The sequence below is a fragment of the Nocardioides exalbidus genome (assembly GCF_900105585.1).
Classification (GTDB): domain Bacteria; phylum Actinomycetota; class Actinomycetes; order Propionibacteriales; family Nocardioidaceae; genus Nocardioides; species Nocardioides exalbidus.
In genome coordinates, this window is the sequence record NZ_FNRT01000002.1 from 4,343,411 (window position 1) to 4,368,706 (window position 25,296).

The window sequence follows — 25,296 nt, forward strand, 5'->3', positions numbered from 1 at the left end:
CGACTAGGAGCTGCCGGGCTCCAGCCTCGCGCCGGGAGCCACGTCGCCGGCGACCCGCGACCCGCGGCCGACCAGCGTCACGTCGTCGTCGTGCGCGAGCCGTCGCGAGGACTCCGCGCCCACCCGCGCCCGCGGTGCGACCTCGCACCCCTCGTCGAGCACCGCGGTCCGCACCACCGCGCCCGCCCGGATCACGCAGTCCTCCATGACGACGCTGTCGTGGACCTCGGCACCCTTCTCCACCACGACGCCGGGGCCGAGGACGCTCCCGACGACGAGACCCCCGACGTCCGCGCCCGGTGAGAGCACCGCGTCGCGGCACTCGCCGGACGCGCGCACGCGTGCGGCGGGGCGGTCGGGCCAGTGCGAGATCACGGGACGACCGGGGTGGTCGAACACGTCGACCCTGCCGGCGAGCAGGTCGCGGTGCGACTGCAGGTAGAGCCCCGGCTGGCCGACGTCGCGCCAGTAGCCGGTGAGCGGGACCGCGGCGACCTGCCCGCCCTCGACCAGCCTCGGGAGGAGGTGCTCGCCGAAGTCGCCGATGCCGCTGTCGCCGTCGTCGCTGCCGGCGAGCTCGCGGCGGAGGTCGCGAAGGGTGGCGAGCAGCGCCGCGGTGTCGTAGACGAAGATCTCGGTGGCAACCGTGCCGGACGACGGGCGTGACGGCTTGTGCTCGACCCCGGTGACCGTGCCGCGCCCGTCGGCCAGGACCACCACGTTGTCCGACGCGTCCTTCCTGGTGACCTCGCTCGTCAGCAGCGTCGCCGTCCGGCCCGCGGCGACGTGCTCGTCGATGACCGGCGCGAGGTCGGTGTTGAAGACGTGGTCGGCGCTGCAGACCACGAGCGTCGGGGCGCCGAACGCCTCGATGTCCGCCGACATCCGCAGCAGCAGGTCACCGTTGCCGAAGGCGAAGCCACTCTCGGTCGCCGGACCGGTGCCGGTCTGCGGCACGATCCGCCGGAAGCCACCCCGGTTGCGGTCGAGGCTCCACGGCCTGCCGCCCGACAGGTAGTCGTCGAGGGACGTCACCTGGTACTCCAGCGACACCCACACGTCGGCGAGGTCGGCGTGCACGAGGGCGGAGAGCGCGAAGTCGACGAGCCGGTGCACACCGCCGTAGGGCAGGGCGGGCTTGGCCCGCTCGCGGGTCAGCACGTCCATCCGCGATCCCTGACCGCCCGCCTGCACCAGGGCCAGGACTTCTCCACGTCGGGGCATGTCCGTCACCCTCCCACGGCGTGCTCGCCGTCGAGGCCGCCTCCTAGGATGGGAACCGTGAGCACCATCGACCTGCCGCTCCTCCCCCTCGGCAAGGGCCGCGACCTCGATGCCGAGCGTGGCGTCGAGTGCCCCGGCGACCTCCCGGCGGCGTCCGACCCCGACCTCGTGGCGCGTGCGCGCGCCGCCAAGGAGGCGCTCGGCGAGCGGGTCTTCGTGCTCGGCCACCACTACCAGCGCGACGAGGTGATCCAGTTCGCCGACGTCACCGGTGACTCGTTCAAGCTCGCGCGTGACGCGGCCGCGCGGCCCGACGCCGAGTTCATCGTCTTCTGCGGCGTCCACTTCATGGCCGAGTCGGCCGACATCCTCACCTCGCCCGACCAGAAGGTCGTGCTGCCCGACCTGGCGGCGGGTTGCTCGATGGCCGACATGGCCCGGCTGCGCCAGGTGGAGGACGCCTGGGACGCGATGGCCGACGCCGGCATCCAGGACTCGGTCGTCCCGGTGACCTACATGAACTCCTCCGCCGACATCAAGGCCTTCTGCGGCCGCAACGGCGGTGTGGTCTGCACCTCTTCCAACGCCGACGTCGCCCTCGACTGGGCCTTCTCGCAGAAGCCCGGGGGCGACGCCAAGATCCTCTTCCTCCCCGACCAGCACCTCGGCCGCAACACGGCCGTCCTCGAGATGGGCATCGCCCTCGACGAGTGCGTCGTGTGGGACCCGCTGCAGCCCGGCGGCGGCCTCAGCGCCGAGGAGCTCCAGAAGGCACGGATGATCCTGTGGAAGGGCCACTGCTCGGTCCACGGCCGGTTCTCCGAGGACGTCGTCGACGAGCTGCGCAGCAAGCACCCCGGCATCCACGTGCTCGTCCACCCCGAGTGCAAGCACGAGGTCGTGCTCAAGGCCGACCTGGTCGGCTCGACGGAGTTCATCATCAAGACGATTGAGGCTGCCGAGCCGGGCTCCGTCTGGGCCGTCGGCACCGAGCTCAACCTCGTCAAGCGCCTCGCGGACGCCCACCCCGACAAGACGATCGTCTTCCTCGACCGCAACGTCTGCTACTGCTCGACGATGAACCGCATCGACCTGCCCCACCTGGTCTGGGCGCTGGAGAACCTCGTCGCCGGCGAGGTCGTCAACCAGATCACCGTCGACCCCGAGACCGAGGCCGACGCGCTGGTGGCGCTCCAGCGGATGCTCGACCTGCCCGGCAAGTCCCATCGCGACTGAGGGTCACGCCGTGCGCAGCATCAGTGACGCCGAGCGCCGGCACCGCATCGGCGTACGCCACGCGCTGGCGCCGGGTCACCGGCTGGGCTCGGCCGAGGCGGTCACCCGCGCGCTGACCGTGCTGCACTCGACGGAGTACGCCTCGGTGCACCTCGCGGTCGCGGCACGCACCGAGGGGGTCACGGCCGACGACATCGATGCCGAGCTCTACGAGTCACGCTCCCTCGTCCGACAGCTCGCGATGCGACGGACCCTCTTCGTCTTCCCCCTCGACCTGCTCCCCGCCGCCTGGGGCAGCGCGTCGGCGCGGGTCGCGACAGCCGAGCGCAAGCGGATCGCGAAGGCCATCGCCGGGGCCGGGATCGCCGACGACGGCGAGGCCTGGCTCGACGCCGCGCGGGCCGCCGTGCTCGCCCGGCTGGCGGGCGGCCCGGCGACCACCGCCCAGCTGCGCGCCGAGGTCCCCGAGCTCGCCGGGATGATCGGGGGCGACACCGACAAGAAGTGGGACCGCCCCGTGTCCGTGGCGCCGTGGGTGCTCACCCACCTCGGGCTCGAGGGCGCCACCCTGCGCGCCCACAACTCCGGTCACTGGAGGTTGAACAAGCCGACCTGGACGCGGGCCGAGGACTGGCTGGCCCAGGTCCCGGAGCCCCTCGACGAGGCCGCCGGCTACGCCGAGCTCGTCCGCCGCTGGCTCGGCACCTTCGGACCCGGCACGGCCGTCGACGTGCAGTGGTGGCTCGGCTCGACCAAGACGGCCGTGACCCGCGCGCTGGCCGACGTCGGGGCGGTCGAGGTCGCGCTGGACAGCGGGGACACCGGCTGGGTGCTGCCCGACGACACCGACGTCGGGCCGCTCGAGCCGTGGGCTGCGCTCCTGCCGACCCTCGACCCGACGGTCATGGGCTGGAAGCAGCGCGACTTCTACCTCGACCCCGCCCACGTGCCGTACCTCTTCGACACCAACGGCAACGCCGGCACCACCGCCTGGTGGGACGGCCGGGTCGTCGGCTGCTGGGTGCAGGACGACGCCGGCGTCGTCCGGCTGTCCCTCCTCGAGGACGTCGGCGCGGCCGGGCGCGAGGCGCTCGATCGCGAGGCCGAGCGGCTCACCGCCTGGCTGGGCGGCACCGTGATCGGCAACGTCTACGCGTCGCGCCAGATGAAGCAGGCGAGGCTGCCCTAGGTCGATCGTCCTGCTGCACCGCAGGCGAGGGCTCAGGGCTCGTCGACGGCCGGCAGCACGAACCAGAACGTCGTCCCGCCGCCGTCGCGCGCCTCGACGCCCATCGAGCCGCCGTGCGCCTCGACGATCCGGCGGCAGGTCGCCAGGCCGATCCCCGAGCCCTCCACGGTCTTGTCGAGGCGGGCGAGCGGGGCGAACACGCGCTCCTGCTTCTCCGGCGGGATGCCGCGGCCGCGGTCGCGGACCTCGATCCGGTTGAGGTTGTCGCCCACGCGCGCGTCGACCTCGATCTCGGGGTCCTCGCCGTCGACGGTGAACTTGGCGGCGTTGTCGATCAGGTTCATCAGCACCGAGCGCAGCTGCGAGGCGTCGCCCTGGGCGAGGGGCAGGGACCCGACCGTCACCCGGTCGCGCGAGACCCGGCCGGCCAGGTCGTCGAGCGCGGCGGCGAGCTCGACGTCCAGGTCGACCACGTCGTCGCCGGGCGCCTGGCCCTGCTGGGCGAACTCGAGCAGGTTGTTGATCAGCCCGTTCATCCGGTCCACGCCACGGCGGGCCCGGGCGACGGTGTCGACCTGGAAATCGTCGGTGACCTCGAGCTCGAGCGACTCCAGGGACAGCGACACGGACGTGAGCGGGTTCTTCAGGTCGTGGCTCACCTGTCCGGCGAAGTGCGCCAGCCGGTCGTTGGAGGTGCTGAGCCGGTCGTTGACCTCGCCGAGCCGCCGCGACGCCAGCTCGAGCTCGAGCACGTCGACCACGCGGTCCGCCAGCTGCGCGAGCCCGCGCGCCGCCTCCGGCGTCACCTCGTGGGACACGTCGTCGAAGACGCAGAGCGTGCCGATCGTGACCCCCTCCGGCGTCGTCAGCGGGTGGGAGCCGTAGTACTTCACGTCGGCCATCTCACCCGTCGTCCACGGGTTGTCGGAGAAGCGCACGTCGTCGCCGGCGTTCTCGAGCATGATCGGCTGTCCGCTCTCGACGACCAGGCGGCACATCGAGTGGTCGACCGGCGACTCGCTGGCCTCGAAGCCCGTGGTGGCCACCTGGTGCTGGGAGTGCGAGCTCAGCAGGTTGACCGCGGCGAACGGGACCCCGGCGACCTGCGCGGCGAGCTGCACGAGCGAGTCGAGCTCGCGGCGCGGCGGGCCGTCGAGGACGTCGTACGCCGCGATGGCGCGGTCGCGACGACGCGCTCCACCACCGGCGGATCCCTCGCTGCTCACAGGCCCGGTGCCTTCCAGACCGCGAGCCAGCGTTGGAGATCGGGTTCCATGGGGAGCTCCTGTCCGAGAACGTCGCGAACCGACAACTCCAACAGGGTGTCACGGACCTGATCGCCGGTGGGCGCGAACGGGTAGAACGTCCCCTGCTTGTAGAGGTAGGTGAGGCCGAACCTCTGCCCGGCCGCGTTGGCGAACGGCACCATCGAGCAGAGCAGCCCGCTGTCGAACCCGTTGAGCTCCAGCGTCGTGTTGACGGCGTGGAGGTCGGTGCACAGGCCGGACGTGTCAGCGGGGTCACCGTCGACGACGAGCCAGGTGAACCCGAAGTCGTCGCGGGTCACGGTGACCGGCGGCGCCCCGTCGGCCTCCCCGATGAGCGCGACGACGTCCTGCTGGGTCTGGGCGAAGGCGGCCCCCGCGGCCGAGCGGTAGCACACGGAGCCGGTGCCGGTGGGCTCGAAGCCGAGCGCGGTCTGGAGCGTGACGGCCGCGCTGGGCACGAGGAAGAGCGCGTCGAGGTCGTTGCGCTTCGGCTTCGCGCGCGCCCGCACCGTCTCCCAGAGTCCCATCAGAGTCCCGTCGCAGTCCCGGCTCAGCCTGTCGGCCGGCTCAGCTCGGCCTGGATGCGGGCGAGCTGCTCGAGCCGCTGCTGCAGGGGCGGGTGGGTGGCCATCAGGCCGCTCAGGCCGCCACCGCGCAGGGCGGGGACGATGCACAGGGCGCTCGCGGAGCGGAGGTCGCGGGTCGGCGTGGCGGCCGCCTCGCCGCTGATCTTCTGCAGGGCGGAGGCGAGCGCGGCCGGCTTCATCGTGAGGTACGCCCCGGCGCGGTCGGCGCTCAGCTCGCGGTAGCGCGAGAGCAGGCGCAGCAGCAGGAAGCTGACGGCGTACACCACCAGGCTGACGAGGAGCGCGACGAGCACGGCCGGCAGGGCGTTGTTGTTGCGCGAGCGGCCCATCCCGCCGAACTGCGCGAACCGCATGAGCAGGCCGGCCGCGATCCCGGCGGACGAGGCGACGGTCATGACCAGGACGTCGCGGTGGGCCACGTGGCTCAGCTCGTGGGCCAGCACGGCCTCGAGCTCCTCGGCGTCGAGGGTGCGGAGGATGCCGGTGGTCACGCACACCACCGACCGGTCCGGTGAGCGACCGGTGGCGAACGCGTTGGCGATCGCCATGTCGGAGACGCCGACGCGCGGCTTCGGCATGTCGGCCAGGGCGCAGAGCCGGTCGATCATCCCGTGCAGCTCGGGGGCCTCCTGCGGCGTCACCTCACGAGCACGCATCGCGCGCATGGCGACCTTGTCCGAGCTCCACCACTGCCAGAAGGCGATGCCGATCGCAACGAGGGCGACCACGACGGCACCACCGAGGCTCCGGACGTAGAGGAGCACCACTGCTACCAACGCGACGTAGAGGCCGCCGAGCAGGAACATGGTCAGGGTCATCCGGGCAGTGAGCCCGCCGTCCTTGATGAAGCGAGAAGTGGCCATCCGGGCGGCGTCAGCCGGGGATGAGGCCGTCGTCGCCCAAGAGCTCGCGGACCTCGTCGATCGTGGCGTCCGGGGGCGGGAGGATCAGGTCGGACTCGTCGAGCGAGTCGGGGTCGTGGTGCGTCCCGCTCGCCCGCACGCCGGCCAGCAGCCCCTGGAGCGCGGTGCGGAACATCGCCTCGTCACCCGACTCGATGGCCTGCTCGATCTGGTTGTCGAGGCCGTTGAGCGCGTCGAGCGCGTGGTCGTCGAGGTCGTACTGACCCTCGCCGAGGATCCGGACGATCATGCCTGGCCGCCCTCGTTGACCTCACGCTTCACAGCCACCTCGTCCGACTCCTCCAGGATGTCGCCGCCGGCCTCGATGGCCGGGGCGGACTGCGGGGCGCTGAGACCCTTGAGCCGGGCCAGCTCGGCCTCGACGTCGGAGCCGGAGCTCAGCGCGTCGAGCTCGCGGGAGATGTCGTCGCCGGCGTTGAGCGAGGAGGCGTCGTCGAGGGCACCGGAGGCGATCAGCTCGTCGATCGCCGCGCCGCGTGCCTGCATCTGCGCCGTCTTGTCCTCGGCACGCTGGATCGCGAGCCCGACGTCGCCCATCTCCTCGCCGATGCCCGACATCGCCTCGCCGATGCGCGTCTGCGCCTCGGCCGCGGTGTAGGTGGCCTTGATGGTCTCCTTGCGGGTGCGGAAGGCCTCGACCTTGGCCTGCAGCCGCTGCTGCGCGAGGACGAGCTTGTCCTCCTCGCCCTGCAGCGCGGCCTGCTGCTCCTTGAGGTTGGTGATCTGCGAGGCCAGGCCGGACTTGCGGGTCAGCGCCTCGCGCGCCAGGTCCTCGCGGCCGGCGCCGATCGCCTTCTCGGCCTGCCCCTGGAGCTTGGCGGCCTGCTGCTCGAGCTGGTTGACCTGCAGCTCGACGCGCTTGCGGCTGGTGGCGACGTCGGCCACGCCGCGCCGGACCTTGGAGAGGAGCTCGAGCTGCCGCTGGTAGCTGTAGTCCAGGGTCTCGCGGGGGTCCTCCGCCCTGTCCAGGGCCTTGTTGGCCTTGGAGCGGAAGATCAGGCTGATGCGCTGCATGAGGCTCATCTGGGTGTGAACCCTCTCTGGGTCAGTTCGGGGTCAGGCTCGTGACGTCTGGCTGTCCCCTCACCCTAGAACCAAAGCCAAGCGGGAGGTAGGGCGTCCCCTGTGCGCCTGCGTACGGCGATAGGCTGGCGCCAGCATCCGATCCACGTGAGGGCAGCACCCGTGTTCCGTCGTACCAGCTCCGAGCCGCAGACCGAGACCGTCACCGACAAGGTGGGCGGCAAGGGTCGTCCCACGCCGTCGCGCAAGGAGGCCGAGGCAGCTGCCCGGGCCCGTGCCAAGGTGCCGCGCACCCGCAAGGAGCAGGCCGCCGCCCAGCGCTCGGCGCGCGGCGACACCTCACGCCGGATGCGCGAGGCGATGAAGACCGGCGACGACCGCTACCTCCCCGCGCGCGACCGCGGTCCGGCCCGTCGCTTCATCCGCGACTTCGTCGACGCGCGCTTCTCGTTCATCGAGCTGATGGTGCCGCTGCTGATCGTGTCGATGATCCTCGGCTACATGAACTCGCCCGGCGCCCGACAGCTCGGCACCACGCTGATGTTCACCACGATCCTGGTCATCATCTTCGACATCGTCATGCTCCGGTTCCGGCTGGGTCGCGAGCTCGCTCGCCGCTTCCCCGGCGAGAAGATCAAGGGCCCGACGCGCTACGCCGCGATGCGTTCGCTCCAGATGAAGTTCCTGCGCCTGCCCAAGCCCCAGGTCAAGATCGGCGAGAAGCTCCCCGAGACCTATCGATGACCCACTCGCACTCCGGCGGTCCGTCCGCCGACGTGTCGGTGCGCATCGCGTGGGCCGACGACGCGGAGGCGATCGCCGCGGTCCAGGGGCGCGCCTGGCCGGAGATGTACGCCGACCTGCTGCCCGCGGGCGTGCTCCCGAGCGACGTCGAGGTGGTGGCCGCGCAGTGGCGCCAGCTGCTGGCCCGACCCGCTGACGCGCGCAACCGGGTGCTGGTCGCCCTCGAGCGCAACCGCGTGGTTGGGTTCGCCCTCACCTCCCCCGCCGCCGACCCCGACTGCGACCCGGTCGCCGACGGCGAGCTGGCCGAGATGACCCTCGACCCCGGCGAGCGGGCCAAGGGACACGGCTCGCGGCTCCTCCAGGCGGCGGTCGACACCCTCGCCGCCGACCGCTTCACGCGTGCCGTCAGCTGGATCAACGCCGGCGACGACGCTCTGCGGGCCTTCCTCACCGAGGCCGGCTGGGCTCCCGACACGGCCCACCGCGAGCTCGACCTCGACGGCTCCGGCGCGACCCGGGTCAAGCAGGTCCGGCTCCACACCGCCATCGGCTGACGCCCAGAATGGGTGAAACCCACCCCTGGGGCTGCTTGCAATTCGCGTGACCGGAGTCACTATGGAGGTCCGGCCGCTCGGCCGGTCCGCACCGGGGGTCCACATGCTAGGTCCGCTTCCCACGCTTCACCGGTTCGTGCTCGTCCTCGCCGCGCTCGTGGTCGGCATCGGCATCGGCTTCTGGTTCGGGGCCGTCCCGGAGCTCCCGCTCAACGTCCGGGTCGGGCTGCTGGCCGGTGGCGCGGCCGGCGTGGCCGGCGCGTTCGTGCTGGTCCACGACTTCCACCAACGCCGCGTCCGGCCCTCCCGGGTGCGCCGCCACCTGCCGTGAGCGGACCCGGCCGGAGCAGGTGAGACCCGGCCCGGCGGACCCGTGGCGATGACCTAGCCTCGGGGCGTGTCCGACGCCGCCCTCTCCCCCGCCGAGCGCTCCTCGATCGTCCGGGACAGCCTGGCCGTCGGTGTCGCGACCGGGGCCTACGGCATCGGCTTCGGAGCCGTGTCGGTCGCGTCCGGGCTGAGCGTCCTGCAGACCTGCGCCCTCTCGCTGCTGATGTTCACCGGTGCGAGCCAGTTCGCCCTCGCCGGCGTCGTCGCGGCGGGTGGGGCTCCCCTGTCGGGGGCCGCGACCGCGCTCCTGCTCGGCACCCGCAACACGCTCTACGGCCTGCGGATGGCGCCCGTGCTGAAGTGGCGGGGCTGGCGTCGGTTCGCAGCCGCCCACGTCCTGATCGACGAGTCGACCGCGATGTCGGTCAACCGTCCGACCACCGAGGGTGCCCGCGTCGGCTTCCTCACCACGGGCATCTCGGTCTTCGTGCTCTGGAACCTCGCGACCGCGATCGGGGCGATCGCCGGCGAGGCGGTCGGCGACCCGCGGACCTACGGCCTGGACGCGGCGGTCGGTGCGGCCTTCCTCGCCCTGCTCTGGCCGCGGTTGAAGGACCGGCGCAACGTGGTGGTCGGCCTCCTCGCCGCGGCCGTCGCACTGTCGATGGTGCCGATCACGGCGCCCGGGGTGCCGGTGCTCGCGGCGGGCTGCGTCGCGCTGCTGGTCGGCGTGCTGGCGAGGCGGCAGGGCACCACCGACGTGCCCGGAGACGACGCGGCGGGAGGCCACCGCTGATGTGGACCGCCGTCCTCCTGGCGTGCGCCGGGTGCTACCTGCTCAAGCTCGCCGGCATGTCGTTGCCGGAGCGGGTGCTGAGCCACCCGACGGTCGAGCGGGTGGCCGACCTGATCCCGGTCGCCCTGCTGGCGGCCCTCGTCGCGGTGCAGGTCTTCTCCGGGGACGGCGACGGCCCGGCGCTCACGCTGGACGCGCGGGCACTGGGCCTCGGGTTCGCCGTCGTGGCGCTGCTGCTGCGCGCACCCTTCCTGGTCGTGGTGGTGGGGGCGTCGGTCGTGGCGGCCCTGTTCCGCCTCGTCTGACGCCCCCACCCGACCCCCGCGAGGAACCCCTGGGTGAGGGGCGTTCCTCAGCCGACCGAGACCGCGCTCCAGGCGGCGGCCACGGTGTCGTACTGGGTGCTGCCCTGGCCGTAGAAGTCACGGGCGGCGTCGAGCGTCGCGGTGCGCGCGCCGGCGTAGGTGGTGCTCGACGTCATGTAGACGGTCAGCGCGCGGTACCAGATGTCGCCGGCGGCCTCGCGGCCGATGCCGGTGATCGACGAGCCGTTGCAGGTCGTCGAGCTGTGGGCGACGCCGCCGATCGTCCTGCCGCCGCTGCCCTCGGCCAGCAGGTAGAAGAAGTGGTTGCCGATGCCCGAGGAGTAGTGGACGTCGACGTCCTTGGCCCCGGTGCTCCAGCAGTCGAGCGACGAGCCGTCGCTCGAGGGCTGGTCCATCCGGCGCAGGCCCTCGTGGTTCCGGAGGTCGAACTGCTCGCCGATCAGGTAGTCGCCCGGGTCGTTGGCGTTGCCCGCGTAGAACTCGACCATCGAGCCGAAGATGTCGGAGGTGGCCTCGTTGAGTCCGCCGGACTCACCGGAGTAGGTGAGGTTGGCGGAGTTCTCCGTGACGCCGTGCGACATCTCGTGGCCGGCCACGTCGAGCGAGACGAGCGGGCCGTAGTTCGTGCCGTCGCCGTCGCCGTAGGTCATCTTGCTGCCGTCCCAGAAGGCGTTGACGTAGCCGTTGCCGTAGTGGACCCGGTTGAACGACCCACGTCCGTCACCCCAGATGCCGTCGCGGCCGTGCGCGTCCTGGAAGTAGTCCCAGGTCTCGTTGGAGCCGTACTGCGCGTCCGCGGCGGCGCTGGCGCGGTTGGCGTTGGTGCCGTCGCCGAACGTGGTCGTCCCCGAGGTGACCGTCGTGCCGGTCGAGCAGCCCATCTGGAGGAGCTGGCACAGGATCGAGTCCTCGGCGTTCTTCATGTCGGTCGTGTAGGTCCCGCCGCGCGTGTCGTCCTTCAGCGTGTAGGACGACCCGGACCCGCTCACCTGCAGCGGCACGTCGCCGCTGTAGAGCGTCTCGCCGTGGCCGTCGACGTTGACGATCTGCTGCTCGCTGCGGATCACGAGGCCGGTCCTCGCATCGATGTAGGTCGCGAGGCGCGAGGGCGTGCCGTCGGCCTGCATACCGCCGGTGAGCACCTCCCAGGCCAGCCGCGGCTTCGCGCCGGTCGCGTCGACCACGAGCTCGGTGGCCTCGGCCTCGTCGTCACCGCGGACGGCTGCGGTGCGCGCGTTGCGGGCGAGCACCGTGCGCGCGGCCGCGGCCTTGGCGACCGATGCGTCGGTGCCGAGGGTCAGCGGCCTGGCCAGTGTCTGGCTCACGCCGGCGAACGCGTCGGCGGCGTCGCGGTGGACGACGAGGTCGCCGCCGATGACGCGGAGGCCGTCGATCGTGCGGTCGAAGCGCACGTGGGTGCTGCCGTCGGCGTCGGTGATCGAGCCGGTCGCGACGAACGCCTGGCCGTCGGTGGCGCGGGCGGCGCCGGGGTGGCGCTGGAGCGACGTCAGTGCGCCGGACACGACGCCCGTGCGCGCAGCGGCGGGCGAGGCGGTGGACGAGGCGGACGGAGCGCCCTGGGCGCTGGACGCGGTCGTCAGGGGCAGTGCGGCTGCGGCGGCAGTGGCGACCGCGAACGCGGCCAGACCTGCGGTTCTGCGCATGGTGGAACCCTCCCGAGAGTGTGCCCGGTCCCCGAGTGGACCGTGGCGGTCACCTCCTCAACGAGGACAGGTGACCGGGAGTTACACCATCGCCGGGGATCACTCGATGTCGAGGAACCCGTCGAGGCCCACGGTGAGCCCCGGACGGTCCGCGATCGCCCGCACGCCGACCAGCACGCCGGGCGTGAACGAGATGCGGTCGAGCGAGTCGTGGCGGATGGTGAGGGTCTCCCCCGCCGTGCCGAGGAGGACCTCCTGGTGCGCGACGAGCCCGCGCACGCGCAGGCTGTGCACGCGCACGCCGTCGACGTCGGCGCCACGTGCGCCCTCGATGCCGGTCGACGTCGCGTCGGGCATGGGGGCGCTCCCCGCCTCCCGCCGCGCGGCCGCGATGAGCTCGGCGGTGCGTCCGGCCGTGCCGGAGGGGGCGTCGGCCTTGGAGGGGTGGTGCAGCTCGACGACCTCGACGGAGTCGAAGAACGGCGCGGCCTGCGCCGCGAAGCGCATCATCAAGATCGCGCCGATCGAGAAGTTCGGCGCGATCAGGACACCCACTCCGGGCGCATCGGCGAGCCACGTCTCGAGCTGGTCGAGGCGGGCCTGGTCGAAACCCGTCGTGCCGACCACGGCGTGGACGCCGTGCTCGATGCAGAAGCGCAGGTTGTCCATCACCGCGTCGGGGTGGGTGAAGTCCACGACCACCCCGGCACCGGCCTCGACCAGCGCGGCGATGTCGTCGCCGGCGTCGACCGAGGCGACGAGCTCGGTGTCTGGAGCCGCCTCGACGGCCCTGCAGACCTCGGCGCCGACCTTGCCGCGCGCCCCCAGCACGCCGACCCTGATGAGTGCCCGATCCTGGGTGCTGTCACCTGTGCTCACGACCCGAACCTATCGCCTCCACCTCAGATCGCGAGTGGCGGTGGCTGACTCGCGAACGCGGGTCTGGCAGGGTAGAGACCATGCCTGCTCCGACCATCCCGCCGCGCATCAAGTGGGCCGTCGACCTGATGGACGTCCAGCCGAACGACCAGGTCCTCGAGATCGGCTGCGGCCCCGGAGCCGGGGCCGAGGCGATCTGCGCGAGGCTCGAGACGGGCAAGCTGTTCGCGATCGACCGCTCCGAGTCCGGTGTCGACCGCACCAAGCGCCGCAACCAGAAGTACGTCGACGCCGGCCGGCTCGTCGTGCGCCAGATCGACCTCGCCACGCTGCGGGTCCCGGTCAAGCGCCTCACCAAGGTCTTCGCCTTCAACGTGAACCTGTTCTGGGTGCGCGACTGCCAGGACGAGATCGCCCTGCTGCACGAGCGCGTGGTGCCCGGAGGCGCGGTCTACCTCTTCTACGAGGCCGCCCGGCCCGAGCTCGTCCCCAACATCGTGAAGAAGGCCTCCGAGAACCTCGTCCGAGGCGGCTTCCGGGTCAGCGTGGTCGAGCAGAAGGCTCCCCCGGTCATCGGGTTGATCGCGAAGCGCTGAAGGTCGCCCCGACCTTCTCCAGCGCGCCGAGCACCCGGCGCACGGCACGCCTCTGGGCCCGGTCCGCGCGCAGGATCGCGACGATGTTGCGCCCCGACTCGATCCCGGCGAGCGGCCGCAGCACCACCTCGTCGCCCGCAGGAGCGGTGAACCGCGGCAGCACCGCCAGCCAGTCGCCGGCACCCACCAGGGCCTCGACGAGCCTGTTGTCGCGCACCCGTTGGCGCACGTCGACGCGCGTGCCGGTCGCCTCCTCGACCGCCAGCCGCACCGTGTCGAACGGATAGCCGAGGGGTACGCCGATCCACGGCCACGCGGCGACCTCGTCGGGGGTCACCCGGTCCCGGACCGCCAGGGGATGGCCCGTCGCCATCGCGATCTCGAGCGGCTCGCGAGCGAGCTGGCGCACCACCAGGTCGTCGGTGTGCGGTGGGACCAGATGCGCGCTGTGGGCGATGACGATGTCGTGGTCGAGCACCTGGCCGGCGTAGGCCGCCTCGGCGATGTCGACGTCGGTGCACACCACCTCGATCGGTTCGTCGCCGAGCTCGCGGAGGACGCCCGGGAGCAGGAAGGTCGCGGCGCTGGGCAGCGCGGCCAGCGAGACCACGCCGGCCGCCGTGCCGTGGAACTCCTGCCAGCGCGCCTCCGCCGCGGTGAGGGCCACCGCGACGTCGCGTGCGGCGTCGGCCAGCACGCGGCCGGCCTCGGTGAGCCGGAGGCCGCGACCGCTCGGCTCGACGAGCGTCGCGCCGAACGCCCGCTCGGCGCTGCGCAGCTGCTGCGAGACGGCCGACGGGGTGCGGTGGGTCGCAGCGGCGACCGCGGTCACGCTGCCCCGGTCGTCGAGCTCGCGGAGCAGCTCGAGGTGGCGGACGTCCATATAGCCAGCCTACAGATCCGGCGTACTTCTTTTCACTTGTCCTTCACCATCACAAGCACGAGGCTGGGCCGCGTGCCCACCCGTCACCGCCTGCTCGCCGTCGTCGTCGCCGTCTGCTGGGGACTCAACTTCCTGGCCATCGACGCCTCCCTGCAGCACTTCCCGCCGTTCTTCCTGGTCGCACTGCGCTTCGCCCTGATCGCCGTCCCGACGGTGCTGCTCGTGCCCGTGCCGCAGGTGCCGAGGAAGTGGCTGGTCGGCTACGGCCTCGGCTTCGGCACCTTCCAGTTCCTGTTCCTCTACTGGGGCATGGCCGTAGGGATGCCGGCCGGGCTGTCGTCGCTCGTGCTGCAGGCCTCGGCGCCGTTCACCGTGGTCCTGGCGAGCCTCTTCCTCCGCACCCGACTCACGCCGCGGGCCGGGACCGGGGTGCTGGTCGCCGTCATCGGGCTCGCGGTCGTCGGGTGGCAGCGGCTCGACGGCCCGGCCGCGTTCGCGCCCTTCGTCCTCGTGCTGGCGGGCGCGCTGGCGTGGGCGGTCGGCAACCTGTGCACGGCGCAGGCCAAGGCCCCGAACCCGCTCCACCTCACGCTGTGGATGTCGGTCGTGCCGCCGCTGCCGATGCTGGCGCTCTCCCTCGTGGTCGAGGGTCCGCGCAGGATCGCCGACTCCCTGACCGACTGGCACTCCCCCGACACCGTCCCGGCTCTCGTCGGGCTGGCCTACACGATCGTGATCGGCACCCTTCTGGGCTCGGGCATCTGGTCGTGGCTGATGGCCCGGCACCCGGCCGGCACCGTCGCGCCGTTCTCGATGCTCGTCCCCGTCGTCGGGATGAGCGCCGCCTGGGTCGCGCTCGGCGAGACGGTCAGCCGCGGTGAGGTGGCCGGCGCCGCGCTCGTCGTCGGCGGCGTGCGGGTCGCGACGAGGCCGCCGCGACCGGCTGTGCTGACCCAGCCGGAGCCGGAGCCGGAGCTCAGGCCTTCGGACCCACGACCGCGAGCAGCTCGGGCTGGGTGAACAGCTCGCGTGCGAGCTCGGACACGTCGTCGAGGGTGACGGCCTCGATCCGCGCGACCACCTCGTCGATCGTGAGCAGGTCGTCGTGGACGAGCTCGGCCTTGCCGATGCGCGACATCCGCGAGCCGGAGTCCTCCAGGCCGAGCACGAGGCCGCCCTTGAGCTGACCCTTGCCGCGCTCGACCTCCTCCTCGGTGAGGCCGTGCTCGGCCACCTTGGCGAGCTCGTTGCGCACGGTCTCCAGCACGGCGTCGTACTTGCCGGGCAGGCAACCCACCGCGACACCCACCACACCGGCGTCGGCGTGGTGGGTGGCGAAGGAGTAGACCGAGTACGCCAGCCCGCGGACCTCGCGGACCTCCTGGAACATCCGGGACGAGGTGCCGCCGCCGAGGGCGGTGTTGAGCACGCCGAGGGCGTAGCGACGCGGGTCCGTGCGGGTCAGGCCCTTGACCCCGAGCACGAGGTTGACCTGCTCGAGGGGCCGGACCGTGGTCGCGGTGCCGGGGGTGACCTTCCGGGCCTTCTCCGACTGCTCGGACGGGGTCGGCTCGGACTCGCCGTCGAGGAAGCCCTCGCGGCCGAACGCGGCACGCACCTGGCGTACGACCGACGCGTGGTCGACGTTGCCGGCCACCGACACGACCATGTTGCCGGGGCGGTAGTGACGGCGGTAGAAGCGGTGGACCTGCGCCCGCGTCATCGCGCTGATCGAGGCCTCGGTCCCGGCGATGGGACGCCCGAGCGGGGTGTTGTCACCCCAGGCCTGCTGGGCGAAGAGGTTGTGGACCACGTCGTCGGGGTCGTCGTCGTGCATCGCGATCTCGTCGAGGATCACGTCGCGCTCGGCCTCGACGTCGGCCGGGGTGATGGTCGAGGCGGTGATCATGTCGCCGAGCACGTCGACGGCCGTGGCCAGGTCCTCGTCGAGGACCCGGGCGTGGAAGACGGTGTACTCCTTCGTGGTGAAGGCGTTGAACTCGCCGCCCACCGCGTCGAGCGCGACGGAGATGTCCATCGCGGAGCGCTCGGGGGTGCCCTTGAAGAGCAGGTGCTCGAGGAAGTGCGAGCAGCCGTGCAGGGCCGGCGTCTCGTCGCGGGAGCCGACGTTGACCCACACGCCGATGCTGGCGGAGCGCGAGCCGGCCATCTGCTCGGTGACGATGCGCAGTCCGCTGGGCAGGACCGTGCGGCGTACGCGCGAGGTCACCGCACCTTCGGCGTCCTTGACGGTGTGGAGGGTGCGGGTGGTGCCGTTCTTCTGCACGGGGGTCCTTCTGTCATGGCGGGCGAGCCACCAGTGTGCTGCTCGGTGTGAAACGCCCACGACCGGCCGGCCAGGCGGCCGACCGGTCGTGGGTGGTGCGTCAGGTGAGGATCACTCGGCGTCGGTCGCCTCGGCGGCCTCGGCGGCGTCCTCGGTGCCCTCGGCCTCGTCGACGACGGGGATCAGCGAGAGCTTGCCGCGGTCGTCGATCTCGGCGATCTGGACCTGGACCTTCTGGCCGACGGCCAGGACGTCCTCGACGGCCTCCACGCGCTTGCCGCCGGCGAGGCCGCGCAGCTTGCTGATGTGGAGCAGGCCGTCCTTGCCGGGGAGCAGCGACACGAAGGCACCGAAGTTGGTGGTCTTCACGACGGTGCCGAGGTAGCGCTCGCCGACCTCGGGCATCGTCGGGTTGGCGATCGCGTTGACCGCGGCCTTGGCGGCCTCGGCCGCCTCGCCGTTGGTCGCGCCGATGTAGACCGTGCCGTCGTCCTCGATGGACAGCGTCGCGCCCGTGTCGTCCTGGATCTGGTTGATGACCTTGCCCTTCGGACCGATCACCTCGCCGATCTTGTCGACGGGCACGCGGACGGTGATGATGCGCGGCGCGTGGACCGACATCTCCTCCGGCGCGTCGATGGCCTCGGCCATCACGTCGAGGATCGCCAGGCGCGCGTCGCGGGCCTGGGTCAGCGCGGCGGCCAGCACCTCGGCGGGGATGCCGTCGAGCTTGGTGTCGAGCTGGAGGGCGGTGACGAACTCGCGCGTGCCGGCGACCTTGAAGTCCATGTCGCCGAACGCGTCCTCGGCGCCGAGGATGTCGGTCAGCGCGACGTACTGGGTCTCGCCGTCGACCTCGCCGGAGATGAGGCCCATCGCGATGCCGGCGACGGACGCCTTGAGCGGCACACCGGCCTGCAGGAGCGACAGGGTCGAGGCGCAGACGGAGCCCATCGAGGTCGAGCCGTTGGAGCCCATGGCCTCGGAGAGCTGGCGGATCGCGTAGGGGAACTCCTCGCGCGAGGGCAGCACGGGCAGGAGGGCGCGGCGCGCCAGGGCGCCGTGGCCGACCTCGCGACGCTTGGGCGAGCCCACGCGGCCGGTCTCACCGGTGGAGAACGGCGGGAAGACGTACTTATGCATGTAGCGGCGGTGCTTCTCCGGGGAGAGCGTGTCGAGCTGCTGCTCCATCTTGAGCATGTCGAGGGTGGTGACGCCCAGGATCTGGGTCTCGCCACGCTCGAACAGCGCGGAGCCGTGGACGCGCGGGATCACGTCGACCTCGGAGTGCAGCGGACGGATGTCGGCCAGGCCGCGGCCGTCGATGCGGATCTTGTCGCGCAGGACGCGCTCGCGCACGACCGCCTTGTTGACCGAGCGGAAGGCCGCGCCGATCTCCTTCTCACGGCCCTCGAACTGGCCGGAGAGCGACTCGAGCAGCGACGCCTTGAGCTCGTCGGTGCGCGCCTCGCGCTCCTGCTTGTCGCCGATCTGCATGGCGGCGGTGAGGTCGGCCTTCGCGGCGGCCTCGACCGCGGCGTAGACGTCGTCCTCGTAGTCGAGGAAGACCGGGAAGTCCTGGACCGGCTTGGCGGCCTCGGCGGCGAGCTGCGACTGCGCCTCGCACAGCTGCTTGATGAAGGGCTTCGCGGCGTCGAGGCCGCTGGCCACGACCTCCTCCGTCGGCGCCTGCGCGCCGCTCTGGATGAGGGCGATGGTCTCCTCGGGGGCCTCGGCCTCCACCATCATGATGGCAACGTCGCCCGAGTCGGTGACGCGGCCGGCGACGACCATGTCGAAGACGGCGTTCTCGAGCTGCGAGTGCGACGGGAAGGCGACCCACTGGCCCTCGATGAGGGCCACGCGGACGCCACCGACCGGGCCGGAGAACGGCAGGCCGGAGAGCTGGGTCGACATGGACGCTGCGTTGATGGCGAGCACGTCGTAGGGCATGTTCGGGTCGAGCGCCATGACGGTGATGACGACCTGGACCTCGTTGCGCAGGCCCTTCTTGAAGGTCGGGCGCAGCGGCCGGTCGATGAGGCGGCAGGCGAGGATCGCGTCCTCGCCGGGACGACCCTCGGAACGGAAGAACGAGCCGGGGATCTGGCCCACGGCGTACATCCGCTCCTCGACGTCGATCGTCAGGGGGAAGAAGTCGAAGTGGTCCTTGGGCGTCTTGCCCGCGGTCGTCGCCGAGAGCAGCATGGTCTCGTCGTCGAGGTAGGCCGTGACGGCGCCGGCCGCCTGGCGGGCGAGCAGGCCGGTCTCGAACTTGACCGTGCGCTTGCCGAAGGAGCCGTTGTCGAGAACGGTCTCGACAGCGGAGATGATGGGTTCACTCATGGAAGCAGGATCTGCTTTCTCTTCGCGGAGCGATCCGCGACGCCGCATGAGGTGCCGGTCTTCGATCGAGGCCCGCAGATCGACGATCTGAGGGCCACTACCGAGGACCGAGCCGGGATTCGCGGGTCGCTCCTGGATCTGGTGTGTTCAGTTGTGCGTGCAGTGGTGCGTGCACTCGTGCTTCGGGGCCGACACTAGCGCGGCGGGACCCCCGAAACCGAGCGGAGCGGCTCCCCGTGTCGGGGAACCGCTCCAGGGGTTCAGCGTCGGAGGCCGAGGCGCTCGACGATCGAGCGGTAGCGCTCGATCTCGGTCTTCTGCAGGTAGTTCAGCAGGCGACGGCGCTGGCCGACCAGCAGCAGCAGGCCACGACGGCTGTGGTGGTCGTGCTTGTGCTGCTTGAGGTGCTCGGTGAGGTGCGAGATGCGGTGGCTGAGCAGCGCGATCTGGACCTCGGGCGAACCGGTGTCGCCCTCGGCGACGGCGTACTCGGCGATGATCTTCTTCTTGGTCTCCGCGTCGGTACCAATCGACATTCGGGGCTCCTTCGGTTCTCGTTGCGCGGCGCGCCCGGGCCTGTTCACCGGGGCACTCTGGTTCCGCGGCCGTCATGACGGCGTGTCACCCGTCCGGGCAACCGCAGAAGCATATCGAGGCGTGGGACCGAGGCCCAATCCGCGGCGGGCTCCGACCAAAGAACGAATCACGCTTGACCTGCGCACCGCGGGCGCGACACCCACCTAGGGTCCACCCGTGGTTGTCAAGACATCCTTGATGGAACGCGGGGACGCGCGGACCGTCACGGCCGAGCAGGGACCACGGCCGGGACCGCTGTCCGGGTGGGCGTGGTGGTGGATCCCGTTGGCCGTCTTCGCGGCCAGCAGGGTGGTGAGCTCGGTGATGCTCCTGCTCGCCGGTCCCGACCAGATCCCCGTCACGGGCGAGGAGGAGCACTTCCCGCGCGACCCGTCGTTCGCCGACCTCCTCAGCACCTGGGACGGCCGGTGGTACCGCGTGATCGCCACCGACGGCTACCCCACCGACCTCCCGCGCGAGGGAGACGCCGTCGTCAAGAACGTCTGGGCCTTCTACCCGCTCGTCCCCGGTCTGGCCCGCCTGCTGATGCTGGGCGGTCTCGGACACGTGTGGGCGGCGAGCACCGTGGCGATGGTGACGTCGGCCGCGGCCTGCGTGGTGCTGTTCGCGATGGTGCGCGAGCGCAGCGACGACTTCACCGCCGCCCTGGCCGTGGCCACGCTCGTCCTCGGTCCGATCGGCGCGGTGTTCCAGACGACCTACACCGAGGGTTCGGCCCTCCTGCTGGTGCTCCTCACCCTGCGTGCCCTCGGTGCACGCCAGTGGGGGCGCGTCGTGGCGTACGGCCTGCTGCTGGCGTTCACACGCCCCATCACGCTCGCCCTGGCCGCCGTGTGCGGCCTGACGTGGGTCCTGCTGTGGTGGCGGCGCGACACCGAGCCGTTCCCCTCACGGGACCGGGTGCGCCTCGCGGCCACGACGGTGGTGCTCGCCCTCAGCTTCCTCGCCTGGCCGGCCATCGCCGGGATCGCCACCGGCGAGCGCGACGCCTATCGCACGACCCAGGCCGCGTGGCTCCACCCCGAGGCGGTGTGGACGACGTGGCTCTCCGGGGCTGGTCGGGCGCGGCTCGTTCCAGGTCGCGCTGATCGGCACCGTCACGATGGCGCTCGTGGTGTGGGCGGTGGCCCGACGTGACGCGCGGGCGTGGCCCCGGGAGGGCCGGCTGTGGGCCGTGGTCTACGCCTTCTACATCCTCGCGGCCACGCGGCCGACCCCGAGCGTGGTGCGCTACCTCGTCCTCGCGGTGTTCCCGAGCTGGCCGCTGCCCGAGCTGTCGCAGCGGTGCGACACGACCGCCAAGCGGGTGGCCCTGGCGGTCCCCGTGCTGCTCCTCTGCTGCCTGGTCCAGTGGTGCTGGGTGTCGGCGGCCTGGGTGCAGCACGGCGTGTACTCCGTGACCCCGTGAGCGTCCGCGGGGTGACGCGGTCAGATCGCCGGCGGGGGCGGGTCCGACTCGGTGGTGCGCTGCGTTGTCGCCTGGCGACCCGCGGCGTCGGTCGTGGTGGCGGTGGTGGTCGCGCGGCGGCGGGTGTTCTGCTGGACCAGCGTGAGGAGCAGCCAGACCGCTCCAGCGGCCACGAGGATCCATCCCACCGTGGTGACCTGGACGGGTCCCACCTGCTGCTCGGTCAGTGCCAGTGACAGCACCAGCCCAACGACGACCAGACCGATCGGTCCTCCGTAACCCATGACGTGCTCCCTTCGTGTGGAGTGCCCGGGACGTGCGGGGCGGGCGTGATTGTTCCCGGCGGTGAGCAGCACGTCCACCCCTCTCGGGGTGAACGAATCGAGGATTACGGCCCGAGGTACGACCGTCGGCAACTATGCTCGCGCTGCCCAGCGCCGGGCCGACCGCAGGAGGACCCCCGATGGAGCAGCTGGTGACGAGATTCACCGGTGCTGCCACGCGAGCCCAGACCGCCATGCCCGCAGGACGCTCGCGGCTGTGGCTCCCGTTGGGGATCTTCGTCGCCAGCCGGATCGTGAGCTCGGTCATGCTGCTGGTCGCGGGGAGTGACCAGGTGACGCCGCCGGGCTGGACATCCACGTGGCCGGACGACCCGTCCGGTAGTCGGTTGCTCGTGAACTGGGACGGCTACTGGTATCGCACGATCGCGATCCACGGATACCCCACCGAGCTCCCGAGAAACGGGGATGGCGTCGTCGTGCAGAACGCCTGGGCCTTCTATCCGATCGTTCCGGCGCTCGCCCGGCTAGTGATGACGACCGGGCTCGACTATGCCTGGGCAGCCGCCGCCGTAGCGACCCTTGCCTCCGGCGCTGCCTGCACGCTGCTGTTCGGGATGGTCCGCGAGCGCAGCGACAGTTTCACGGCCTCACTGACCGTGGCCGTCCTCGTCCTAGGCCCCGTGGGATTGGTGTTCCAAACCGCGTACACCGAGGGCCCTGCCCTCCTAGTGGTGCTGCTGGCCCTTCGCTCGCTGGGCGCGCGAAGATGGGGGCGCGTCGTGGCGTACGGCCTGCTCCTCTCGCTCACGCGCCCGGTCACCCTCGCCCTGGCCGCCGCGTGTGGAGCCCTGTGGGTGGTGCTGTGGTGGCGACGTCGCACCGAGCCCTTCCCCGTCCGCGACCGGATCGGGCTGGCTGCGGCGACGGTCGCGGTCGCAGCGAGCTTCCTCGTGTGGCCGACGGTCGCAGGGGTGGTCACCGGCGAGGGCGATGCCTACCGCCTGACCCAGGCCGCGTGGGTCACCGGGACAGAGGGGTGGACAACGTGGTTGTCCGGGACTGCGGGGCTGGGCGCAAGCGCCGCCACCGTCCTCGGCGTGGTCGTGCTGGTCTTCGTCGGGTGGTTCGTGCTGCGACGCGACGCCGCCGCGTGGCCGCTCGAGGGCAGGCTCTGGGCCGGGCTCTACACGCTCTACATCCTGGCGGCCACCCGGCCGACCGCGAGCGTCGTGCGCTACCTCGCCCTCGCGGCCTTCCCGTCCTGGCCCCTGCCGGAGGTGTCGCAGCGGTGCCGCACCACCCGGTCCCGGATCGCGCTGGCCGTGCCGGTGGTCGTGGCCTGCTGCCTCGCCCAGTGGCTGTGGACCTCGCTGGTCTGGGTCCCCCACGGCCCGGTCTCCATCACTCCCTGACCCCCGCCCACGTGCGACGATCGCACCATGACAGCCACCACGACCGCGACGGCGACGGGCGAGAAGCGGATCGGGGTCTGCAACCTCTGCGAGGCGATCTGCGGCCTCGAGATCACGATCGAGGGCCGCGAGGTCGTCGGCGTCCGCGGCAACCCGGCGGACCCGCTGTCGCGCGGCCACGTCTGCCCGAAGGGCGTCGCCATCGGTGACGTGTACGCCGACCCCGACCGGCTGCGGCGCCCCGTGAAGCGGGTCGGCGAGGGCGCCGGCGCCACGTGGCAGGAGATCGGCTGGGACGAGGCGTTCGACCTCGTCGCCGACCGCCTGGCCGCGACGATCAACGAGCACGGCGACGACGCGCTGGGGGTCTACCTCGGCAACCCCAACGCCCACAGCCTCGGCGCGATGACCCACGGCACCGCCATGTTCAAGTCCTTCCGGACGAGGAACCGCTACTCGGCGACGTCGGTCGACCAGCTCCCCCACCAGCTCGTCGCGCACCTGATGTTCGGCCACCAGCTCTTCCTGCCGGTCCCGGACATCGACCGGACCTCGTGGTTCCTCGTGATCGGGGCGAACCCGATGGCCTCCAACGGATCGCTGATGACCGTGCCCGACTTCCCGCAGCGGGTCCGCGACCTGCGCTCGCGCGGTGGCCGGATGGTCGTGCTCGACCCGCGCCGCACCGAGACCGCGAAGGTCGCCGACGAGCACCACTTCGTGCGTCCCGGCACGGACGCGTGGGTCCTGCTGGCGCTGCTGCAGGTGCTCACGACCGAGCTCGCCGACCAGCTGCCCCCGGCGCCGGCGTACGCCGAGGGGCTGGACACCGTGGTCGGGCTGGTCGCGGACTTCACCCCCGAGCGCGCCGAGGCGATGAGCGGCCTGCCGGCCGACGTCGTACGACGTCTCGCCCGCGAGCTCGTGGCGGCCGACGGTGGGGTCGTCTACAGCCGGATCGGCGTCTCGGCCGGGCCGTGGGGCACGGTCTGCCAGTGGGCGGTGAACTGCCTCAACGTCCTCAGCGGCAACCTCGACCGCCCCGGCGGGGCGATGTTCACGAGCCCGGCGATCGACGCAGTCGGGACCGGGCTGATCGGGCGCGGGCACTTCGACGCGTGGCGCTCGCGGGTGCGCGGCCTGCCGGAGACCGCCGGGGAGCTCCCGGTCTCGGCGCTGCGCGAGGAGATCGAGACGCCCGGCGAGGGCCAGGTCCGCGCCCTGCTGACCGTGGCGGGCAACCCGGTCCTCTCCACGCCCGACGGCGCCCGGCTGGACGGTGCGCTGCGCGACCTCGACTTCATGGCCGCGGTCGACATCTACGTCAACGAGACGACGCGGCACGCCGACGTGATCCTGCCGCCGACCACGGCGCTCGAGCGCGACCACTACGACCTGGTGTTCCACCTCCTGGCCGTGCGCAACACCGCCCGGTTCACGCCGGCGGTCTTCGAGAAGGAGGCGGACCAGCGCCACGACTGGCAGATCTTCCGGGAGATCACGCTGCGCACGACCGCTCGCCTCGACCGCAAGCCGCCCCTCAAGAAGCAGCTGGTGCAGCGCGCCCGGCTCACCGCCAGCCCGACGCTGCTCGTCACCGGCCTGCTGCGACGCGGTGGCAGCGGGGTCACCATGAAGAAGCTGCGCAGCCGCCCTGCGGGCCTCGACCTCGGACCGCTGCGCGGCGGACAGCTGCCGGACCGGCTGCCGTCGAGGGGGAAGCGGGTCGACCTGGCACCGGCCGTCGTGGTGGCGGACGTCGGACGGCTGGCCGCCATCGACACGCCGGGCGAGCACGAGCTGCTGCTCATCGGACGCCGGCACCAGCGGGACTGCAACTCGTGGATGCACAACTCGCAGCGGCTGACCAAGGGGCGCCCGCGCCACCAGCTGCTCATGAACCCGGCCGACCTCGCCTCCCGCGACCTCAGCGACGGGTCACGGGTGCGGGTCACCTCACGGATCGGCTCGGTCGAGGTGGAGGTCGCCGCGTCCGAGGACCTGATGCCCGGGGTGGTGTCCCTCCCCCACGGCTACGGCCACGCGAAGGACGGCGTCCTGATGGCCCGCAGCCGGGAGGTCCCGGGCGTGTCGATCAACGACCTCACCGACCCCGAGCTGCTCGACGTGTCGGGCAACGCCGCCCTCAACGGCGTACCGGTCGCGGTGACGCCGGCCTGACGTTCGTCGGCGCCGGCCGGGTCAGGCGCTGACGTCGCCCAGCACGGCCAGCACGTCGTCGGGGCTCTGCGCGGCGTCGAGCGCGGCGATCTTCGCGTCGTCGGTGAAGGCGCCCGCGAGCGCCTGCAGCACGACCAGGTGGTCGTCGCCGGCGCCGGCGATCCCGACGACGTACTTCGCCGGGCTGCCCTTCCAGTCGATGGGCTCGTCGTAGCGGACGAACGAGATGGCCGTCTGCTGGATCAGCGACTTGGCCTCGTTGGTGCCGTGCGGGATCGCCAGGCCGTTGCCCATGAAGGTCGAGACCGAGGTCTCGCGCTCGTGCATCGCCTCGACGTAGGCCTCCGGCACGGCACCGCTGGCCACCAGCAGGTTGCCCGCCTCGGTGATCGCAGCGTCGCGGTCGCGGGCCTGTCCGCCCAGCACGATCGACTCCCGGCTCAGTACGTCGCTCATCTCGCCTCACTCCTCAGCAGTCTGGTGGCGTCACCGGCACGGGTGGCGTCGTGGGGCCCATCACACCACACCGCTGGTGGCCGGCCGCGGCCCGAGAGCG

Annotated in this window: 27 protein-coding genes; 13 read left to right on the forward strand and 14 right to left on the reverse strand. The window is 71.9% G+C overall.

The features are described from left to right. Positions 1-3: 3 nt before the first annotated feature. A complete protein-coding gene (locus BLV76_RS21110; protein ID WP_139306657.1) occupies positions 4-1,224 on the reverse strand; it encodes a glucose-1-phosphate adenylyltransferase family protein in 1,221 nt (406 codons plus the stop codon). A gap of 48 nt (positions 1,225-1,272) precedes the next feature. Between BLV76_RS21110 and nadA the strand changes: the two genes are divergently transcribed. Both nadA and BLV76_RS21120 read left to right on the forward strand, forming a co-directional pair. Further along, positions 1,273-2,460 carry a quinolinate synthase NadA gene (gene nadA, locus BLV76_RS21115; protein ID WP_090971864.1) on the forward strand — a complete coding sequence of 396 codons (1,188 nt, stop codon included), beginning with the start codon at positions 1,273-1,275 and terminating at the stop codon, positions 2,458-2,460. Between the two features lie 10 nt (positions 2,461-2,470). Next, on the forward strand, positions 2,471-3,649 hold the full coding sequence (locus tag BLV76_RS21120; RefSeq protein ID WP_090971866.1) for a winged helix DNA-binding domain-containing protein: 1,179 nt from the start codon (positions 2,471-2,473) through the stop codon (positions 3,647-3,649). Positions 3,650-3,681: 32 nt separating this feature from the next. Here BLV76_RS21120 and BLV76_RS21125 read toward each other — a convergent pair whose 3' ends face one another. Genes BLV76_RS21125 through BLV76_RS21145 form a run of 5 tightly spaced genes read right to left on the reverse strand, consistent with a single transcriptional unit; the run spans position 3,682 to position 7,450 of the window. Continuing rightward, positions 3,682-4,875 carry a GAF domain-containing sensor histidine kinase gene (locus BLV76_RS21125; RefSeq protein WP_090971868.1) on the reverse strand — a complete coding sequence of 398 codons (1,194 nt, stop codon included), beginning with the start codon at positions 4,873-4,875 and terminating at the stop codon, positions 3,682-3,684. Further along, positions 4,872-5,444 carry a PspA-associated protein PspAB gene (gene pspAB, locus BLV76_RS21130; RefSeq protein WP_090971870.1) on the reverse strand — a complete coding sequence of 191 codons (573 nt, stop codon included), beginning with the start codon at positions 5,442-5,444 and terminating at the stop codon, positions 4,872-4,874. Before pspAB ends, BLV76_RS21125 begins: the two co-directional genes overlap by 4 nt. A 23-nt stretch (positions 5,445-5,467) precedes the next feature. Further along, a complete protein-coding gene (htpX, locus tag BLV76_RS21135; protein WP_090971872.1) occupies positions 5,468-6,367 on the reverse strand; it encodes a zinc metalloprotease HtpX in 900 nt (299 codons plus the stop codon). 10 nt (positions 6,368-6,377) lie between these two features. Next, positions 6,378-6,656, reverse strand: coding sequence for a PspA-associated protein PspAA (gene pspAA / locus BLV76_RS21140; protein WP_090971874.1), 279 nt, complete (start codon positions 6,654-6,656; stop codon positions 6,378-6,380). After that, on the reverse strand, positions 6,653-7,450 hold the full coding sequence (locus BLV76_RS21145; RefSeq protein ID WP_217630417.1) for a PspA/IM30 family protein: 798 nt from the start codon (positions 7,448-7,450) through the stop codon (positions 6,653-6,655). The genes pspAA and BLV76_RS21145 overlap by 4 nt, the downstream gene beginning before the upstream one ends. A gap of 147 nt (positions 7,451-7,597) precedes the next feature. Here BLV76_RS21145 and BLV76_RS21150 point away from each other — a divergent pair, with 147 nt between their 5' ends. The 5 genes from BLV76_RS21150 to BLV76_RS21170 all read left to right on the forward strand — a co-directional run bounded on the left by BLV76_RS21150 (position 7,598) and on the right by BLV76_RS21170 (position 10,182). Then, positions 7,598-8,194: a DUF3043 domain-containing protein gene (locus BLV76_RS21150; RefSeq protein WP_245734827.1), complete on the forward strand. Its 597-nt coding sequence runs from the start codon at positions 7,598-7,600 to the stop codon at positions 8,192-8,194. Then, positions 8,191-8,751 (forward strand): GNAT family N-acetyltransferase, encoded by a 561-nt coding sequence (locus tag BLV76_RS21155; protein WP_090971879.1) that lies wholly within the window; start codon positions 8,191-8,193, stop codon positions 8,749-8,751. The genes BLV76_RS21150 and BLV76_RS21155 overlap by 4 nt, the downstream gene beginning before the upstream one ends. 136 nt (positions 8,752-8,887) lie before the next feature. Continuing rightward, a complete protein-coding gene (locus tag BLV76_RS21160; RefSeq protein ID WP_090971881.1) occupies positions 8,888-9,082 on the forward strand; it encodes a hypothetical protein in 195 nt (64 codons plus the stop codon). A 66-nt stretch (positions 9,083-9,148) separates the two neighbouring features. After that, positions 9,149-9,877 carry an AzlC family ABC transporter permease gene (locus tag BLV76_RS21165; protein ID WP_090971883.1) on the forward strand — a complete coding sequence of 243 codons (729 nt, stop codon included), beginning with the start codon at positions 9,149-9,151 and terminating at the stop codon, positions 9,875-9,877. Beyond that, a complete protein-coding gene (locus tag BLV76_RS21170; protein WP_090971885.1) occupies positions 9,877-10,182 on the forward strand; it encodes an AzlD domain-containing protein in 306 nt (101 codons plus the stop codon). The genes BLV76_RS21165 and BLV76_RS21170 overlap by 1 nt, the downstream gene beginning before the upstream one ends. A gap of 47 nt (positions 10,183-10,229) precedes the next feature. Here the strand turns inward: BLV76_RS21170 and BLV76_RS21175 are convergent, their stop codons facing one another. Together BLV76_RS21175 and dapB are read right to left on the reverse strand one after the other, a co-directional pair. Next, on the reverse strand, positions 10,230-11,867 hold the full coding sequence (locus BLV76_RS21175; RefSeq protein WP_090971887.1) for a M4 family metallopeptidase: 1,638 nt from the start codon (positions 11,865-11,867) through the stop codon (positions 10,230-10,232). A 99-nt stretch (positions 11,868-11,966) separates the two neighbouring features. Next, complete coding sequence (gene dapB, locus BLV76_RS21180) at positions 11,967-12,746, reverse strand: 4-hydroxy-tetrahydrodipicolinate reductase (protein ID WP_245734829.1); 780 nt, start codon at positions 12,744-12,746, stop codon at positions 11,967-11,969. Positions 12,747-12,826: 80 nt separating this feature from the next. Here dapB and BLV76_RS21185 point away from each other — a divergent pair, with 80 nt between their 5' ends. Then, entirely contained in the window at positions 12,827-13,342 is a 516-nt protein-coding gene (locus tag BLV76_RS21185) for a class I SAM-dependent methyltransferase (RefSeq protein WP_090971889.1), read from the forward strand. Here the strand turns inward: BLV76_RS21185 and BLV76_RS21190 are convergent. After that, positions 13,317-14,225, reverse strand: coding sequence for a LysR family transcriptional regulator (locus tag BLV76_RS21190; protein ID WP_090971890.1), 909 nt, complete (start codon positions 14,223-14,225; stop codon positions 13,317-13,319). The two genes, BLV76_RS21185 and BLV76_RS21190, sit on opposite strands and share 26 nt — an antisense overlap. 72 nt (positions 14,226-14,297) lie before the next feature. On the opposite strand from BLV76_RS21190, the gene BLV76_RS21195 reads away from it, so the two are divergent. Beyond that, on the forward strand, positions 14,298-15,245 hold the full coding sequence (locus tag BLV76_RS21195; RefSeq protein WP_090971892.1) for an EamA family transporter: 948 nt from the start codon (positions 14,298-14,300) through the stop codon (positions 15,243-15,245). Here the strand turns inward: BLV76_RS21195 and BLV76_RS21200 are convergent. From BLV76_RS21200 to rpsO, 3 genes are all read right to left on the reverse strand, one after another. Then, the gene (locus BLV76_RS21200) at positions 15,202-16,512 is read right to left on the reverse strand and encodes a M16 family metallopeptidase (protein ID WP_175539776.1); all 1,311 of its coding nucleotides are present in this window, start codon (positions 16,510-16,512) and stop codon (positions 15,202-15,204) included. The two genes, BLV76_RS21195 and BLV76_RS21200, sit on opposite strands and share 44 nt — an antisense overlap. Positions 16,513-16,623: 111 nt before the next feature. Further along, the gene (locus BLV76_RS21205; RefSeq protein WP_090971896.1) at positions 16,624-18,858 is read right to left on the reverse strand and encodes a polyribonucleotide nucleotidyltransferase; all 2,235 of its coding nucleotides are present in this window, start codon (positions 18,856-18,858) and stop codon (positions 16,624-16,626) included. A 260-nt stretch (positions 18,859-19,118) separates the two neighbouring features. Further along, the gene (rpsO, locus tag BLV76_RS21210; RefSeq protein ID WP_090971898.1) at positions 19,119-19,394 is read right to left on the reverse strand and encodes a 30S ribosomal protein S15; all 276 of its coding nucleotides are present in this window, start codon (positions 19,392-19,394) and stop codon (positions 19,119-19,121) included. Positions 19,395-19,632: 238 nt separating this feature from the next. Between rpsO and BLV76_RS21215 the strand changes: the two genes are divergently transcribed. Beyond that, positions 19,633-20,592 (forward strand): hypothetical protein, encoded by a 960-nt coding sequence (locus BLV76_RS21215; RefSeq protein ID WP_139306658.1) that lies wholly within the window; start codon positions 19,633-19,635, stop codon positions 20,590-20,592. Then, the gene (locus BLV76_RS21220; RefSeq protein WP_139306659.1) at positions 20,579-20,863 is read left to right on the forward strand and encodes a hypothetical protein; all 285 of its coding nucleotides are present in this window, start codon (positions 20,579-20,581) and stop codon (positions 20,861-20,863) included. The genes BLV76_RS21215 and BLV76_RS21220 overlap by 14 nt, the downstream gene beginning before the upstream one ends. Positions 20,864-20,883: 20 nt before the next feature. Here BLV76_RS21220 and BLV76_RS21225 read toward each other — a convergent pair whose 3' ends face one another. After that, positions 20,884-21,147 (reverse strand): DUF6458 family protein, encoded by a 264-nt coding sequence (locus BLV76_RS21225; RefSeq protein ID WP_090971904.1) that lies wholly within the window; start codon positions 21,145-21,147, stop codon positions 20,884-20,886. A gap of 191 nt (positions 21,148-21,338) precedes the next feature. Between BLV76_RS21225 and BLV76_RS21230 the strand changes: the two genes are divergently transcribed. Next, positions 21,339-22,559: a hypothetical protein gene (locus BLV76_RS21230; RefSeq protein WP_139306660.1), complete on the forward strand. Its 1,221-nt coding sequence runs from the start codon at positions 21,339-21,341 to the stop codon at positions 22,557-22,559. Positions 22,560-22,586: 27 nt separating this feature from the next. Further along, on the forward strand, positions 22,587-24,740 hold the full coding sequence (locus BLV76_RS21235; protein ID WP_090971907.1) for a molybdopterin-dependent oxidoreductase: 2,154 nt from the start codon (positions 22,587-22,589) through the stop codon (positions 24,738-24,740). Between the two features lie 21 nt (positions 24,741-24,761). Here the strand turns inward: BLV76_RS21235 and BLV76_RS21240 are convergent, their stop codons facing one another. Then, positions 24,762-25,196 carry a PTS mannitol transporter subunit IIA gene (locus BLV76_RS21240; RefSeq protein ID WP_090971909.1) on the reverse strand — a complete coding sequence of 145 codons (435 nt, stop codon included), beginning with the start codon at positions 25,194-25,196 and terminating at the stop codon, positions 24,762-24,764. Positions 25,197-25,296: the final 100 nt, after the last annotated feature.